Annotated in this window: 14 protein-coding genes and 1 pseudogene; 5 read left to right on the top strand and 10 right to left on the bottom strand. The window is 45.6% G+C overall.

All coding sequences use genetic code 11. The features are described 5' to 3' along the window. Positions 1-5: 5 nt before the first annotated feature. From pstC to AC6I8Y_RS24810, 3 genes are all read right to left on the bottom strand, one after another. A complete protein-coding gene (pstC, locus tag AC6I8Y_RS24820; protein ID WP_042470876.1) occupies positions 6-938 on the bottom strand; it encodes a phosphate ABC transporter permease subunit PstC in 933 nt (310 codons plus the stop codon). 93 nt (positions 939-1,031) lie between these two features. Then, positions 1,032-1,853, bottom strand: a complete 822-nt coding sequence (locus AC6I8Y_RS24815; protein ID WP_394150156.1) for a phosphate ABC transporter substrate-binding protein — start codon at positions 1,851-1,853, stop codon at positions 1,032-1,034. A 297-nt stretch (positions 1,854-2,150) separates the two neighbouring features. Further along, positions 2,151-3,479: a DEAD/DEAH box helicase gene (locus AC6I8Y_RS24810; protein ID WP_498022148.1), complete on the bottom strand. Its 1,329-nt coding sequence runs from the start codon at positions 3,477-3,479 to the stop codon at positions 2,151-2,153. A 412-nt stretch (positions 3,480-3,891) separates the two neighbouring features. Here AC6I8Y_RS24810 and AC6I8Y_RS24805 point away from each other — a divergent pair, with 412 nt between their 5' ends. Next, on the top strand, positions 3,892-4,140 hold the full coding sequence (locus AC6I8Y_RS24805) for an Lpp/OprI family alanine-zipper lipoprotein (protein WP_394150154.1): 249 nt from the start codon (positions 3,892-3,894) through the stop codon (positions 4,138-4,140). A 68-nt stretch (positions 4,141-4,208) separates the two neighbouring features. Here the strand turns inward: AC6I8Y_RS24805 and AC6I8Y_RS24800 are convergent, their stop codons facing one another. From AC6I8Y_RS24800 to AC6I8Y_RS24785, 4 genes are read right to left on the bottom strand one after another with little or no spacing between them, the layout of a single operon-like run. Next, positions 4,209-5,120, bottom strand: coding sequence for a L,D-transpeptidase family protein (locus tag AC6I8Y_RS24800; protein WP_234497247.1), 912 nt, complete (start codon positions 5,118-5,120; stop codon positions 4,209-4,211). Further along, a complete protein-coding gene (gene phrB / locus AC6I8Y_RS24795) occupies positions 5,120-6,526 on the bottom strand; it encodes a deoxyribodipyrimidine photo-lyase (protein ID WP_498022146.1) in 1,407 nt (468 codons plus the stop codon). The genes AC6I8Y_RS24800 and phrB overlap by 1 nt, the downstream gene beginning before the upstream one ends. Beyond that, positions 6,523-7,329 (bottom strand): MerR family transcriptional regulator, encoded by an 807-nt coding sequence (locus AC6I8Y_RS24790; protein ID WP_498022144.1) that lies wholly within the window; start codon positions 7,327-7,329, stop codon positions 6,523-6,525. The genes phrB and AC6I8Y_RS24790 overlap by 4 nt, the downstream gene beginning before the upstream one ends. Further along, the gene (locus AC6I8Y_RS24785) at positions 7,319-8,269 is read right to left on the bottom strand and encodes a YbgA family protein (RefSeq protein WP_498022142.1); all 951 of its coding nucleotides are present in this window, start codon (positions 8,267-8,269) and stop codon (positions 7,319-7,321) included. The genes AC6I8Y_RS24790 and AC6I8Y_RS24785 overlap by 11 nt, the downstream gene beginning before the upstream one ends. A 351-nt stretch (positions 8,270-8,620) precedes the next feature. On the opposite strand from AC6I8Y_RS24785, the gene deoD reads away from it, so the two are divergent. Next, positions 8,621-9,331 (top strand): purine-nucleoside phosphorylase, encoded by a 711-nt coding sequence (gene deoD, locus AC6I8Y_RS24780; RefSeq protein WP_128649023.1) that lies wholly within the window; start codon positions 8,621-8,623, stop codon positions 9,329-9,331. 124 nt (positions 9,332-9,455) lie between these two features. Continuing rightward, a pseudogene (locus tag AC6I8Y_RS24775) lies at positions 9,456-10,941 on the top strand (transposase). Positions 10,942-10,954: 13 nt separating this feature from the next. On the opposite strand, the gene AC6I8Y_RS24770 reads toward AC6I8Y_RS24775, so the two are convergent. Further along, positions 10,955-11,845 carry a DMT family transporter gene (locus AC6I8Y_RS24770; RefSeq protein ID WP_498022140.1) on the bottom strand — a complete coding sequence of 297 codons (891 nt, stop codon included), beginning with the start codon at positions 11,843-11,845 and terminating at the stop codon, positions 10,955-10,957. A 113-nt stretch (positions 11,846-11,958) separates the two neighbouring features. On the opposite strand from AC6I8Y_RS24770, the gene AC6I8Y_RS24765 reads away from it, so the two are divergent. Continuing rightward, positions 11,959-12,351: a DUF3302 domain-containing protein gene (locus AC6I8Y_RS24765; protein ID WP_498022138.1), complete on the top strand. Its 393-nt coding sequence runs from the start codon at positions 11,959-11,961 to the stop codon at positions 12,349-12,351. 3 nt (positions 12,352-12,354) lie between these two features. After that, on the top strand, positions 12,355-13,485 hold the full coding sequence (locus AC6I8Y_RS24760; RefSeq protein ID WP_498022136.1) for an HlyD family secretion protein: 1,131 nt from the start codon (positions 12,355-12,357) through the stop codon (positions 13,483-13,485). A 75-nt stretch (positions 13,486-13,560) separates the two neighbouring features. On the opposite strand, the gene AC6I8Y_RS24755 is transcribed toward AC6I8Y_RS24760, so the two are convergent. Then, positions 13,561-14,454: a LysR family transcriptional regulator gene (locus tag AC6I8Y_RS24755; protein ID WP_498022135.1), complete on the bottom strand. Its 894-nt coding sequence runs from the start codon at positions 14,452-14,454 to the stop codon at positions 13,561-13,563. 76 nt (positions 14,455-14,530) lie between these two features. Further along, on the bottom strand, positions 14,531-15,079 hold the full coding sequence (locus AC6I8Y_RS24750) for a glutathione peroxidase (RefSeq protein ID WP_128649026.1): 549 nt from the start codon (positions 15,077-15,079) through the stop codon (positions 14,531-14,533). Positions 15,080-15,205 lie beyond the last annotated feature (126 nt).

Below are 15,205 nucleotides of genomic sequence, written 5' to 3'. Positions count from 1 at the left end.
AATAATTACTTCGCTTTCTCACGGTTCAAGTACAGAAGAATCGAGTTGAGCATCATGATAAACACCAGAAGCACAACACCTGTCGCGTAAAGTGCGTTTGCATGCACGCCACTTGCGTAAGACATTTCGATTGCGATGTTTGCAGTCAGTGTACGAGCAGACTCTAAAATGCTGCCAGGCATCGCTGGTGCGTTACCCATTACCATGATAATTGCCATGGTTTCACCTAGAGCACGACCGATACCCAGAATCACGCCAGTCATGATGCCTGAACGAGCCGCAGGAACGAGAAGTTTAAAAATGGTGTAAATCTTTGATGCACCAAGAGCCAACGAGCCCTCTTTGTAGGTGCGTGGTACTGCGCGAATCGACGTCTCTGACACGGTAATTACCGTTGGTAGAATCATGATGCCAAGTACGATGATACCCGCAAGAATTGTGTTACCCGCTGGTACATTAAACACCTGCTGGATAAGCGGTACGATGATAATCAGACCAAAGAAGCCGTAAACCACCGAAGGGATACCCGCAAGTAGTTCAACCGCAGGACGGATAATGTCCGCTAGACGCTTTGGTGCAATTTCAGCGATAAAGATAGCCGTTAGAACACCAATTGGAACACCAACGACGACAGCACCAAGCGTAGAGACAATCGACGCCACAATCATGGTTGCAACACCGTAAAGTGCCGGCGGTAGCCAGTGCTGACCTAGTACGATGCCACTAACACCCACTTCTTGGAATGCTGGGATACTTTCTTTAACGATGAAGTAAGCAATAACGGCAAGAGAAACGATACCGATAATTGCACTGGTTAGGAAAAGTCCGTGGAAAATTCTTTCTCTCCAATCCACTCGCTTTTGTGCCTTAAGGCTGCGAGGTTCGGACTGAGTCGCTTCGTTGTTCATAAGCTTCTCACTATTTGTTGCGATGGTCATAATACTGCTTCTATTTTTAAATACTTCGATAGACGCGCAAAAGGCTCAGCCCGAAAAGGTGGGCCGAGCAACTTAAATAATTTACTGGGTGACTTAGTTTACAGTGATGTAACCTTTGTCAGCTGATAGTGCTTGAGCTTCGTCGCCAACCATCCAATCTAGGAACTGTTGAGTTTCAGTTGAAGGTGCGCCATCTTTGTAAAGAACAAGGAATGGACGAGCTACTTTGTAAGAACCGTTCTTAACGTTGTCTACAGTTGCAGCAGCGCCATCGATAGCTAGAGGCTGAACAGTTTCGTCAACTGTACCAAGAGAGATGTAGCCGATAGCGTATGGGTTGTTCGCTACAGATACTTTAAGTGCACCGTTACCGTTAGCAACTTGAGCACGTTGAGAAATCGCAGATACTTTTTTACCGCTGATTTCCATTTTTAGGCTCATGATGTCTTCGAAAGCACCACGAGTACCAGAAGCTGTGTCACGAGTGATAGCTACGATTGGCTTGTTCTCACCACCAACTTCACTCCAGTTTGAGATTTCGCCTTTGTAGATACGAGTAACTTGCTCAGTTGTTAGCTCTTTAACGCTGTTATTTGGGTTAACTACAACTGCGATACCGTCACGAGCGATAACTAGCTCTTTAAGGTCTGCTGATTTTTCTTCTGCTTTAAGGTCACGAGAAGAGATACCTAGGTCTGCGCTGCCATCCTTCGCTGCACGAATACCTGCTGAAGAACCTGGTGCTTGGATTTCGATAAACACTGGTTCGCCTTTGTTCATGTAAGTTTCTGCAAAAACCTCAACCAGTGGAGAAGCACTATTAGAACCTACTACAGAGATAGTTTCTTTTGCTGAAGCTGATGTCACTGTTAGTGCGCCTAGTAGAGCGATTGCACCGATAACTGTCTTTTTCATCACAATTTCCTTTAATGGCTTGATTGCCTTGTTTCGTTTGAACGCTGACAAGATTAGTGGGGAAATATGACAGTTGTGTTTCAGTTCCTTGAAAGGTCTATGACAAATGAGAATTTTAAAAATGAGGGGTAATGGGAGAAGATCACTATAATTCAGAGGTTTACCAGGCTTATTTGAGCCTAAACTCAAATATGACAGCGAAAAATCGTACGATTATGACTGTCATAATCGAACTCGTTTGATGAGTTTTTCGCCTCTTTAAAGATGCAAAAAGGGCCTCGATGAGGCCCTTTTTACTTATTCACTGTCTGTTGGCTTAGGTTTTTTCTTCGGAATGAATACCGAATCCCCCACAGCAACATTGTTGAAAAACGTTTTGTCGCGCTTGGCTGGCTTCTTAGGGGTCGCTTTCTTCTGCTGAGCTTTGCCTTTAGCTGCTTGTGCTTTCTTCTTGAAAGCCGGCTTCTTAGGACGGAATCCTTTGAACTTGCCTTTAAGCCCTTCTAGTTCAGAGAAGCGAATATCTTGTTGAAGGAACGCCTCAACGCGTTTAAAGCTATCCCAGTCTTTAGGACCAACTAATGAAATCGCATCACCTTTGTTGCCAGCACGTCCAGTACGACCAACACGGTGAACGTATTCTTCGGTATGCTTTGGCATATCAAAGTTAATTACGTGAGTGACAGTAGCGATGTCCAGACCACGAGAGGCAACATCAGTAGTCACCAGGATCTTAAACACGTGACGCTCGAACTGACTCATGATGGTGTTTCGTTGAGTTTGGTTTAGATTACCGCTAAGCGCGATAGCCTTAAGCTGTTTTTCATTCAGCCATTTAGTCAAACGATCGGTATCAACACGAGTTGCGGTAAAGATGATTACCTGTTTGTACTCAGCTTCTTCTAGAATGCGCTCTAGCAAAGCTTCTTTATGATCTAGATGATCACATAGGTAAAACTTCTGAGTAATGTCTTTGTGTTCTTCGTTTGAGACACCAATCGAGATACGCTTTGGCGCATCCAGCATCTCTGCTGCGATGTCGTTCACTTCGGCGTGATCAAGCGTCGCAGAAAACATCAATGTTTGACGGCGGCGGTGTTTCGCTGCGTTGTGGATACGACGAAGCTCTGGAGCAAAACCTAGATCCAACATACGGTCGGCTTCATCAAGAACCAAGGTTTCTAGGCCGTCTAAAAACAGTGAACGGTGCTCTAAGTGGTCAGCTAGGCGTCCTGGCGTCGCAACAATGAACTTTGGAAAGCGGCGCAGTGCTTTTACTTGGTCGTTGAAGTTCTCACCACCTAAGATAAGTGTTGCCTCGTAAGACAAGCCACCCAACATAGATTTCAGTTCACCATATACCTGCTTTGCCAATTCACGTGTTGGCGCCAAAATCACACCACGTGGATCTTTTGCAGAGAATGCTTTGTTCTTAAGAGATTTATGCAGCATCGGCAATACAAATGCCAAAGTCTTGCCCGAACCCGTTTTTGAAGACGCCAGCAAGTCCTTACCAGCGATGGCTACTGGAATAGCCTGCTTCTGGATATCGGTCGCTTTTTTAAAGTCATAGTGACTTAAGTTCTTCAATAGTCGGTTATCTAGGCCAAGTTCTTTAAATTGCAATGCAAGTTCTCCTCAGACGGTTGCAGGCTAAAAATGAGCGCGCATGATACCCGATAATTCCTCATGCCACCAGCCGATAAATATAGTATCTAACTCGCGTATATACCGCCTATGTAGGATAACTCTGAACACAATTCGGTTGTTTTTTCATCAAAATGAAATAAAATCAGTCTATACAGAGACTTATCACGGCAACATGAACTCAATGTGATTTAGATCACATTAACCTCGCCAGTGTTAATCTCATAATTAAGACAAAGGAAGTTTAACCTCAAAATCGCGTAATTTTTTGGTTTTTCTGACTTTTAAATAATTTGCGTTCTTAAAATTAGGCACTAAACTCAAAAATAGCCTTATTGCTAACAATTAAGTTGCAGGGCTGTTTTAAATACTAATCCTGAAGGAGCTTATAATGAAGAAAGTTTTAATTGCAGCTGCAGCATCGTCAGTTCTACTACTAGCAGGTTGTGCATCTGGTCCAGATGAAGCAACGACAGCAAAAATGGATGACCTGAGCAACCAAGTTAGCCAACTAAGTGCAGACGTACAAGCACTTAAGAATGAAGTACAAATGAGCAACAAAAACGCGATGGCTGCTCAAGAAGAAGCTGAGCGTGCTAACGAGCGTATCGACAACATCGCTCAGTCTTACACTAAGTAAGCATTAATTAGACACTACGAAAAACGCCCACGATAACGTGGGCGTTTTTTTATATCTGTTAAAACACTCTATTCAAGGTCATCCATCGCCGGAACCACCTCTACTGGCACCCCATTTTGAGCGAGCACAGCAGCACGTGCGATTTGATCACGGATGCCATACTCTTCCAACCACCAAGTCAGCTCCTGAGGGATCTCCATGTCTTTTTTGCTGCCATCGCTTCGCGTAAGCGGCTCGTGTGCCTCGATAAATACACTGCGATCAGGTTCTAGAGCTACTTTGATCGGTTCATCGATAATGCGCACTTGCATTCCGATATTTGCCTGATGGAACAGCCAGTCAATATCTTTAGGGTCCATTCGAATACAACCCGCACTCACCCTCAGACCAATACCAAAGTCTTTGTTTGTTCCATGGATAAGATAAGAGCCCGTACCATAAGCCAATCGCATGGCGTAATCGCCTAGAGGGTTGTCAGGTCCAGCAGGGACAACATCGGGCAGTTCAACCCCTTTTGCTAAGTAATCCTTGCGAATTGACGCGGGAGGCGTCCAAGTCGGATTTTCCCTTAACTGACTTATTTTCGTGGTCATCTCTGGCGTATCTTGTCCAATACGACCGATGCCCACAGGAAAAATGTGTACCAGGTTTTTCTCTGGCTCAAAGTAATACAAACGAAGCTCAGCAAGGTTAATAACGATCCCCTTGTACTCAACCTCTGGCAGAATTGCTTGGCTCGGGATGGTCAAGACATACCCTTCTTTTGGTAAGAACGGGTCTACGCCTTTATTTGCTGCCATCAAAGACAAAAAGCCAACATCGTATTGCTTGGCAATGTCTGACATTGTTTCGCCTGCTTCAACACTGTGGTACTGGAGAGTGCCCACCATGTTACTTCCATCAGTAGGTAGCTCAAATGTCGCGGCGCTCACCCATTGAGAGAGTCCTAAGCATGCTGCTAACAAGGTCTTACGTAACATCAAAATTGGTCCTTCGCTTCTTTGTATAGTGCTAAGGTTATCTCTCTTTGCGTCTTATGATCAACTATTGGCTCTGGATAGGCTAAAGAAGCAAACTCTGACCAAGTCCACGGCTTGTGGATAAATTTGTTAGGAACGCCACGAAGCTCTGGGAGCCAGGTGCGAATAAACTCACCTTGGGAGTCAAAACGCTCTCCCTGAGTAATCGGGTTGAAGATTCGAAAATAAGGCTGACCATCGCACCCAGTTGATGCGCACCACTGCCACCCGCCGTTGTTAGCCGCAAAGTCGCCATCGACAAGCTTACTCATAAAATATCTTTCTCCGCGGCGCCAGTCGATGTTGAGGTCTTTGGTCAAAAAGCTCGCCACAATCATTCTTAACCTATTGTGCATCCAACCAGTTTGGTTCAGTTGCTGCATGGCGGCATCAACGATAGGGTATCCCGTCTTTCCTTCGCACCAACGCTCAAACCACGAATCCTCACCAGGCCACCTCAATGCCCTTTCCCAATCTAAGTATCCATGATGTTTGCTTAACTTAGGTTCAAAATGGGTTAGGTGTTGGTAAAACTCACGCCAAATGAGTTCGCTCAACCACACTTGAGCACCTTCGGATAACGGTTCGTTACCCGCATCGTAGTAAAGCCGCGCGATACATTGTCTGACAGATAACGCCCCGATAGCCAAATAAGGACTGAGTTGACTTGTACCGTCTATCGAGGGAATGTCATGCTCGGTATTGTAGTAACGAGCCGATTCATCAGAAAACTGCCTTAATCGTGCCAATATGTCCTTGGTCGATACCAACCATTGGCTGCTGTCTTGTCGCGGGTAATCAAACACGTCATCTAATGAGGCACGCCCCTCTTGAGGCAATGACACCTCGGCGGACACCTTCGGCTTTCTCACCTCGGCATAAGAGAATTGGTTCTGCCAAGCTTTTCGAAAAGGCGTAAAGACTTTGAAGTAGCCACCTTGCTTATTCAGAACTGTTCCAGGCGCCAGCATACATTTGTCTGAAAAGGTGTGAACTGAAATATTGTGAGTCGATGCTACCTGGGATAAAGAGGTTGCACGCTGAACTTCATTAAACTCATAATCGCTGTTCAAATAGATATCGGTAACGCTTTGTTTGAGACAGTAGCTAATCAACCAATCATTCGCAGAACTGAAGTTATCACTGCACCCGTAAATAAGTGGGACATTAATATCGCTGAGCTCGGACTCTAATTCGCCGAGTCGTCGGTAGATGAGATCAGCTTGTATTGGAGACAGATCATGTTGCTCCCATTGTTTAGGAGTAACCATATAACAGCCAATAACAGGCGTGGTTCCATCTATCGCTTCAATGAGGGCAGTGTTATCAATCGCCCTTAGGTCACGGTTAAACAACACCAATCTCATGTTTCAATACTCTCTTTATCTTCTAATAGATGTTCTATTACAGGTGACAGCTTCCACACGACGCCACCTTTTTCTCTTTGAATGCGAATCGATTCAAGCTGCTTTTCAGACAAAGACTTTTCTGCGAACAACTGAACCGAACCAAAGCTCGCAGGATCGGACTGAAGTACCGATAAATCTTCGACACCATCCAGAAAGGTAACACTGCCCCCCTGTTCTGCAAGCTTGGCGTAATTGAGCCAAGCAAAGGGGTTTCCTGCTACGTCCATACTGACAAACAGAACAGACTCGGGCTTTTTGCGCTTGGAATCTAACGTCGACATCACTGCAAGTTTCTGAACAAGAGACGTGCGGAACAGAGATAGCTGTATGGCTTTTGGCCCCACTTTCAAAAACTCTGCAGCGTTAAGCACTGGGACCACGAATTTGCTCTCAACTATTTCAAGAGGGTACTCTTTCAATACGACAGTCAAAATCTTGTCTACCTTGTTTCCATTCAAGTGGCTTAACGCATCCAACATCTCAGACACTTCTTCTAACTGCTCAGTCTCAATATTGGCTCGAAAGAGTGTGTCAGAGTCGAGCAACGATTTGACCTTGCCTATAGAAACGCCCTTGCTGAGCCAACCTTGTATGGTATTGATACGCTCAACGTCCTCCGGCGTGTAGAGCCTATGACCTTTTTCGGTACGCTGAGGCTGAATCAAGTTATATCTGCGCTGCCACGCTCGCAAGGTGACGGGCTTTACACCCGTTAAATCGGCGACTTCTCGGATCGCATATAAAGTTTCATTACAAGCCATACCTTAGACGCATCTCCTCTGGGTGTGGTTGCAAAAACTGCTGCTGCGCCAAGTATTCATCTGGATACGCATTGAGGTAGTGTTTCAGCAGCGTAAGTGGAGCAAGAACAGGAAGTATGCCCGTACGATAGTCGTCTATTACCGTCGCAAGCTCTGCTTTTTCAGCTTTGGTGAGCGAGCGTTTGAAGTAGCCTTGGATGTGCATAAGAACGTTGGTTACGTTTTTACGGCTTGCACGATTCTTAAGACCCTCCATCAATCCGAGGCGGTAAGCTTGATAAAACTCTTCAGGGCTATAATCGGCTTGATTCGCCACCAATCTACCTAACTCCTTGTAAGAGGCAGGGTCATGCGCCATAAGTGTCAGCTTGTATCGTGAGTGAAACGCAACGATTTTACCTGCAGTTGGTTCCCCCTCCATTGATTTGTAGAAGTCATTCAGGCCGTATACGCGCGATATAAAGTTTTCTTTCAATATAGGGTCATTTAGCCTGCCATCTTCTTCTACTGGCAGCCAAGGCATAGTCTCCATCAAGTGTTTTGTATACAAGCCAACGCCATCGGTTGATGCGTGACCATTTGAATAGACCTTCACACGCTCCATACCGCAACTTGGCGATTTCGCGCACACGATGTAGCCGCACATCTCGGTGTCTTTGAGTTCATCGACCTTACCTCGGGTGAATTGCATCATGCCATCGGTGTAGTCTTTCGAAGCGTCTTTTGTTTCAACTAGAATAATGCGCTCTTCCTCACTCATTAATCGAATCGTAGGACGTGGAACAGACAGTCCCATTCCCACCTCCGGGCACACGGATACAAAGTCAAAATAGTCACGAAGTTCTTTGTTTACGTACGTGCTTTGCTTATGACCTGAATCAAATCGAACCTTTTCACCTAAAAGACAGGAACTGATACCCACTTTAATTTTGTCACCCATTGCCATCTCCCTATTCTTATCGCTCTTGCTAACGTTGTACAAAAAATATCTATGTATAATTATTAGACTACTTTGGAATGTGATACAAAAAATTGTTTTGTACAATTATATGGAGAGGGGAAGCGATTGGTTCACATCGAGATGAGAAATAACTCGCCATCGCTGTTAGTTGCAGAAAAATCGATTGCCCTACCGCTTTCAACACATTTAGTTATCATCATGTCATTATCTTCTCCTTACAGATAAAACTGTGACTAAACTCTCATAGAACCCTTACACCAAGCGCTAGAATCACCCACAACAACGAACGACACGTTCAACAATATTAGTTAAAACTTTAGGAGTGACTCCATGGCAACCCCACATATCAATGCAAAACCAGGTGATTTCGCAGAAACTGTCCTAATGCCAGGCGACCCACTTCGTGCTCAATACATCGCTGAAACCTTCCTAGAAGACGTTGAGAAGGTGTGCGATGTTCGTAACATGTTCGGTTACACCGGTACTTATAAAGGTCAACGCGTGTCCGTTATGGGTCACGGTATGGGTATCCCGTCATGCTGCATTTACGTTCATGAGTTGATCAAAGACTACGGTGTAAAAAACGTTATTCGCGTGGGTAGTTGTGGCGCTGTGCGTGACGATGTAAACCTAATGGACGTTGTAATCGGTATGGGTGCTTCTACTGATTCTAAAGTGAACCGCATTCGCTTCAACGATCACGATTTCGCAGCCATCGCAGACTTTGGCTTACTAGAAGAAGCGGTTAAGCAAGCTCGCCTTCAAGAAGTACCAGTAAAAGTGGGTAACATTTTCTCTGCAGACCTGTTCTACACTCCAGAAGCTGATATCTTCGACAAAATGAAGCATCTAGGTATTCTTGGTGTTGATATGGAAGCCGCAGGCATCTACGGCGTTGCTGCTGACCTAGGTGCAAAAGCACTGACCGTACTTACTGTTTCTGACCACATCATTCGTGGTGAAAAACTAAGCTCTGAAGATCGTCAAAAATCATTCAACGATATGATGGTCGTCGCGCTAGAAACAGCGATTAACCTGTAATCAGAAAATGCCAGCTCTTAGCCTGAAATGAGCTGGCTTTTTTCTAACTGGATAACGATAAAGCGTACTGCGAGATAATCACTGAGTTGAATCCGCGGTACGAAACAAACCATAGGGGGTGAACGTGTCAGAAGGCAGACTGCCGATGGCCGCAGAAGGGTTACAGCTCAATTTTTGTAAAACATTGGCGTGTGACAATTTTGGACTAAGTGATGCAAACCTCTATATCCTGCAGCACAGTAACCCTAAACGGCCAGCGATGGTATGCCGCGAGTGTGGCGCGTTTCCCCCCCTACTTAACAACCAAGAAGTTCTCAATGAGCTTAAGCGGTTGAAACTTCATCATCATGAAGGACTCCTTCATGCAAAGACCCTCAATGCGAACATTTTGGGCTCTCTGTTCATACCCACAAAGATCGTTACCACTCGTTTGGTTTTAGTGGTGATCGTCAACGCTACCGCTGCAAAGCTTGTCAGGTACCTTTGTTGATAAATGGTCTGGAAGTAACAAGAAACTGAGCTTTCAAGAGTCGCTTTTAGGGCTGCTTTTCACCGGATATTCCGTTCGTGAGATTTGTCGTAAGTTAGATATTAATCCAAAGACTTTCTACGATCACATTGATCAAATCGCGAGTCGTTGCCGGCGTAAACTCGCGGATATTGACGGTCGCTGGATAAAACATGCCGATACTTTTGAACTTGCATCGCATTACCGTGCACTGCAACCACAAAGTAACAATGGTGTTTTTTGGTTTGCTACCTGTGATGCTAAATCGGGGTATGTGCTTTGCCAGCACACGAACTATTCTGCAAGTAATGCCACAGACGCGTTAGAAGATCATGACGCATACGCTGTAAATGCTCAGATTGTTCCGAAAAGCTATAGCGCAGAAACCAACCATGAGATTTCAGCATCAGCGTCCGATTTAAAGGCACGCATTGACCTCACCTATCAAAACATTCTGGCAAGAAGCAATGTTGAGGATCCTTTGGGGAATTACGCGCGTTTTTCCTACCCTGCGGTGGGGTCGCTCATTCGCGCACCTTATACTTCCTATGCACACTATTTGCTGATTCTAGAGTCACTGTTCGAGGAAAACTCAGACGGCAATAAACGTATTACTCTCTACATGCCCCAAGATCCTGTACTTCGTTCTGCTGCGCTCAGCGTTTTCTTAAAGCAGATTCAAAGTAATCATGTCGAACTCATGTATGTAGAGCAAGACGACCAATGGCAAGATGGTGAAACTTCCGAGCTTGTGGATGTGGTGTTAATGGGGTGGTGGAGAGATCGCTGGGCAGTCACTCATCAGAGCACGGGAGCAAGCAAAGGCGTTTGCTACCTAGCTGGTAGCAACCCTAATGTCTCATACTGGCTACAAACTGCAAACACCCTGCAAGTCAGTTTCTATCAGGATAGATTCCAGCTATTGTTTGAGAGCTTCGTTAATGAGCCCAGAAGAAAGCTAAGACCTGCTGGAATACATCCCCTTCTGGATATCTTCCGAGCTTGGCACAACTTATGTTATCAAGATAAGCAAGGATTGACGGCTGCTCAGAGGCTTGGCGTCACCGACGCTCCGATGACGCTTCGCTGTCTACTTGAGTAGCTAGTTTGTCGCTTTACAAAAAGAACAAAGAAATTCCCAATAACGCACACAGAGTACCGACAACACTACGTCGAGAGATTTGCTCTCCTCGCACTGCGTAGATAATCAAAATGAACAATGGACTGGTTGCAATAAGGGTCTGCGCCACGGCCGGATTCGCATGCTTGAGCGCAATTTGTTGCAGCCACAACGCAAGGAAAGTTCCAACAAAGATAGCGGCGATTAGCCAATACCAACTCACCGCTTTCATAGTGCGCCCTTGCTGAATCATCGAGCGGTAAGGCTTTTTCTCGAGCAATGGAACAAGACAAGCAACAACGGCCACACCAATAGTCAGACGGATAAAGGCCCCGAGAAGCGGTGGCAAATCCCCGTGGACTAGCGCAAAGTGAGAGATAACCACCCCCGTCGCTTGGCAAACGCTCGCCACCAATCCAAACCCGATCCCAGAAAGGCTGGTTTTTTCGTTTCCATCACCATTTGGCTGGAACACAACCGCGGTAACCGCGACGGTTGTAATAACGACACCTAACCAACTTTGAAACCCAAGAGCAGTACCTAAAAACATCAATGCCAGGACACCAGACAGTGGCGGAGCAAGGGATTCTAGTAGCAATGTTTTCCCTGCACCGATGCGTTTTAGAGACGCAAAGTAGGCACTGTCCCCGATGGCAATCCCGATCACGCCAGATATACCGAGAATCAAAACGTAACTTGATTTCAACTCTACCGCTGGCATTGGTATAAAGGGCATCACTAACAGCATCATGGTCGATGCTAATACGCCTTTAATAATATTAAGCTGCATTGCAGAGAACTGATGGCTAAATTGACTGTAGATCCATGTCGCGACGGCCCATACGACCGCAGCGCCTATCGCGGCGAGCTCCCCAAGAAATGTCACTAAAACCTCGAATATTTATCAGATTGCTATTGCACAATACATAATTATAACAAATACTTAACTAGCGTCGATTCGTTGCGCTTTTTGTAAATGTTGTTGAGCAAGGATGCATTATGTTTCTGGACTATTTTGCTTTAGGGCTACTCGTGTTTGTTGCCCTGGTACTGTTTTATGGAATTATCGTTATCCACGATATTCCCTATGAGATCGCCAAAGAGCGCGACCACCCTCATCAGGATGCCATACATGTCGCAGGTTGGGTAAGCTTATTTACGCTCCATGCCATCTGGCCGTTTCTGTGGATTTGGGCCACGTTATGGCGCAATGAAAGAGGTTGGGGCTTCCATAAGCTCGAAGAGGAACAACACGACCTTCACCACCGCCTAGAAAAACTGATTGATCAAGTTAGCTCACTCGAGCAAGAGGTGGGCTACCTCAAAGGCAAGCAAGCACAAGAAAAAGCCGCTGCACAAACTCAATCACAGCCGCAGTCCGAGGAGAAGTAAGCCATGGATTTATTACTTATTTTAACCTATGCCGCGCTTTGTATCGCCATTTTTAAGATCTTTAAGATCCCTCTGAATAAATGGACCGTTCCAACGGCTGTACTTGGTGGCGTGGTACTTGTCGGCACTCTAATCCTGCTGATGAACTACAACCACCCATTTAGCCAAATCGGCGGGCAGTTCTACACGACCACCCCTATCGTATCAAGTGTTCGAGGCAAAGTGGTGTCGGTTGACGTAGAGGCAAACCAGCAACTGCGCAAAGGTGATGTCCTATTCAAAATTGATCCTATTCCGTTTGAAGCAGAAGTTATTCGTGCAAAAGCTGCACTCGCTGATGCAGAGCAGGATGTTCTTGAGTTAGAAAGTGCCTATAAAGCCGCTCAGTCACAAACCATCAAGGCGCAAGCTGAACGTGACAAGGCGGAACGTGAGTATAATCGTTACCAACAAGGCTTTAAAAAAGGCGCTTTTACCGAGCAACAAGTCGACACTCGCTTACAAACCTTTAAGGCAAATCAAGCCGCTTTAGAGGCAGCACAAGCGCAAGAAGAAAGCTCGCGACTCGCTTTCGAGTCAGAGATCTTTGGCGAGAATACGATGGTCGCTCAGCTAAAAGCACAGCTGATTCAAGCTGAGTTTAATCTAAGAGAAACGGTTGTAGTTGCGCCAACAGATGGCTACGTTACCCAGCTTGCGTTAAGACCCGGTATGATGGCAGTGCCTCTTCCACTTGCACCACTCATGACCTTTATCCACACTGAGCAAGACTTTTATGTAGGTGCATTTAGACAAAACTCACTACAGCGCCTAGAGTCAGGTTTCGAAGCGGAATTCTTGTTCCGAGCACTGCCAGGTAAAGTATTCAAAGGAAAAGTCGTTGAAGTGTTGCCGACGATTCCAGAAGGGCAAATCAGTGCTAGCGGCACGCTGCGTACTACGCAAACCTTCAATACCTCTGGTAGAGCTATGGTGAAGTTGATTATCGAGGATGATATGAGTGAATACGTACTACCTACGGGTTCCAATGCCGAAATTGCCGTCTACTCAGATAGCTTCACGCACGTGTCCATCATGCGCAAAGTTCTTATCAGAATGAAGAGTTGGCAAAACTACTTGTATCTAGACCACTAATATTTGGGACTATGATTAACAATAAAGGCAACTCAAACGAGTTGCCCTTGCTTTTTCTACCATTCTCAATACGTATTAACATTCCCAATACGGTGGGCTGCCGTAAAACTCAGTAAAGTAATCGATAAATGCTCTTACCTTAGGTGCAAGTAATCGTGAGCTTGGATAAACCACCCAAATCGCCACATCTGAGTCCAAGGGGTAATCTTCTAGTACCTGTACTAAAGTGCCCTCTTTAAGCTGTTTATACACACTCCATGTCGAGTTGATAGCAAGCCCTAATCCATCGATACAAGCATCCCTCATGGCGTCACCATTGTCAGTTCGCAGTACACCCTTGGTCTTAATTGTCTCTTTTCCCTGAGAGGTCACAAAGGTCCAGCTCTCTAAACCCACTAATTGCACACATTGATGGTTTGATAGCTCGCTGGGAGTCTCTGGTGTTCCAAACTTTGATAAATACTCTGGTGAAGCGCAAACAATACGTCTATCTGTCGCCAGTTTTCGAGCGATCAAGGTTGAATCTTTAAGCTCTGCATCGCGTATCGCTACGTCAAATCCTCCCTCAACCAAATCAACGATATTGTCGCTAAAACGAAAATCAATCGTTAGCTCGGGGTATTGAGTTAAGAAGCCCTTCAAAGCAGGAACAATATGCAAACGACCAAATGACGCTGGCGCCGTTACTCTCAGTGTGCCGGAAGGCGTTGTACTGCCCACGCCGACTGAGGCCCTTGCGGTTTCCACCGTCGAAAGCACTTCTTCAGCATGAGGTAGGAAAGCTACGCCCTCTTCGGTCAACGACACCTTTCTCGTGGTTCGATGTACTAAACGCACGCCGAGCGCCTGCTCAAGCTTACTTATATGCGCGCTCGACACAGCAGGAGAAAGACCCAACTCTTGCCCTGCAAGGCTGATGTTGTTGGTGGCAGCAAGCCGGACAAACAGTTTAAGGTGTTCGATATTCATGGCTGGAAGTTAAAATATGATGTGATAGCAATACTTTAGCTAACGCCAGAACTGGGGTCAATCGAGTCGCCTTGGCTTATAACTGACCTTTGATCATTGACGTAATCTTAGCGTCTGTTGGCGAGGTTCCTGTCGAGAAAACACCGACGACGTTACCGTCACGGCCGACAAGATACTTATAAAAATTCCACTTCGGCGTCACGCCACTCTGCTTTGCCATCTCAGCAAAAACTGGGTTAGCATTGTCTCCCTTGATTGAGCTACGCGCCATCATAGGAAAGGTGACGCCGTAATCTAGGTAACACACTTTTGCCGTGTTTTCTTCGCTTCCCCTGTCTTGATTAAAATCGTTTGAAGGAAAGCCAACCACACTGAAGCCTTGGTCTTTAAACTCGTTGTGAAGCGCTTCAAGCTCCTTAAACTGACCAGTGAATCCACATTGGCTAGCAGTATTGACGACAAGTAACACTTTTCCCTGATAGGCATCGCACAGACTTACGGAATCGTTAGAGTTGAGTTTGCGTTGGGTAGAATCCAACAAGGAGGGACAATTGCTTGCGAGGGCTTCTTTGGCGAATAAACCAAACAATAAACCGAGTATCAATGCTTTGAAAACCATGCTCATTTCTGCCTCCTTTTAGTGAGATTGTTCTTACGGGTAAAAGTAAGAATAGTTCATCAGCAAAAATGTACACATTACCTAACTTCACTAGTGTACCAGCGATACTTGATTAAAACGACAAGCAGCCAC

The sequence above is a fragment of the Vibrio sp. KUL78 genome, assembly GCF_059725505.1.
The sequence above is the reverse complement of the archived record's forward strand: the minus strand, read 5'-3'. Positions and strand labels throughout refer to the sequence as shown.

What these genes read in the sequence shown, in the direction of transcription:
- pstC (WP_042470876.1), bottom strand. Translation starts at nt 938, where the DNA reads ATGACCATCGCAACAAATAGTGAGAAGCTTATGAACAACGAAGCGACT.
- AC6I8Y_RS24815 (WP_394150156.1), bottom strand. Translation starts at nt 1,853, where the DNA reads ATGAAAAAGACAGTTATCGGTGCAATCGCTCTACTAGGCGCACTAACA.
- AC6I8Y_RS24805 (WP_394150154.1), top strand. Translation starts at nt 3,892, where the DNA reads ATGAAGAAAGTTTTAATTGCAGCTGCAGCATCGTCAGTTCTACTACTA.
- AC6I8Y_RS24800 (WP_234497247.1), bottom strand. Translation starts at nt 5,120, where the DNA reads ATGTTACGTAAGACCTTGTTAGCAGCATGCTTAGGACTCTCTCAATGG.
- phrB (WP_498022146.1), bottom strand. Translation starts at nt 6,526, where the DNA reads ATGAGATTGGTGTTGTTTAACCGTGACCTAAGGGCGATTGATAACACT.
- AC6I8Y_RS24790 (WP_498022144.1), bottom strand. Translation starts at nt 7,329, where the DNA reads ATGGCTTGTAATGAAACTTTATATGCGATCCGAGAAGTCGCCGATTTA.
- AC6I8Y_RS24785 (WP_498022142.1), bottom strand. Translation starts at nt 8,269, where the DNA reads ATGGGTGACAAAATTAAAGTGGGTATCAGTTCCTGTCTTTTAGGTGAA.
- deoD (WP_128649023.1), top strand. Translation starts at nt 8,621, where the DNA reads ATGGCAACCCCACATATCAATGCAAAACCAGGTGATTTCGCAGAAACT.
- AC6I8Y_RS24765 (WP_498022138.1), top strand. Translation starts at nt 11,959, where the DNA reads ATGTTTCTGGACTATTTTGCTTTAGGGCTACTCGTGTTTGTTGCCCTG.
- AC6I8Y_RS24760 (WP_498022136.1), top strand. Translation starts at nt 12,355, where the DNA reads ATGGATTTATTACTTATTTTAACCTATGCCGCGCTTTGTATCGCCATT.
- AC6I8Y_RS24755 (WP_498022135.1), bottom strand. Translation starts at nt 14,454, where the DNA reads ATGAATATCGAACACCTTAAACTGTTTGTCCGGCTTGCTGCCACCAAC.
- AC6I8Y_RS24750 (WP_128649026.1), bottom strand. Translation starts at nt 15,079, where the DNA reads ATGAGCATGGTTTTCAAAGCATTGATACTCGGTTTATTGTTTGGTTTA.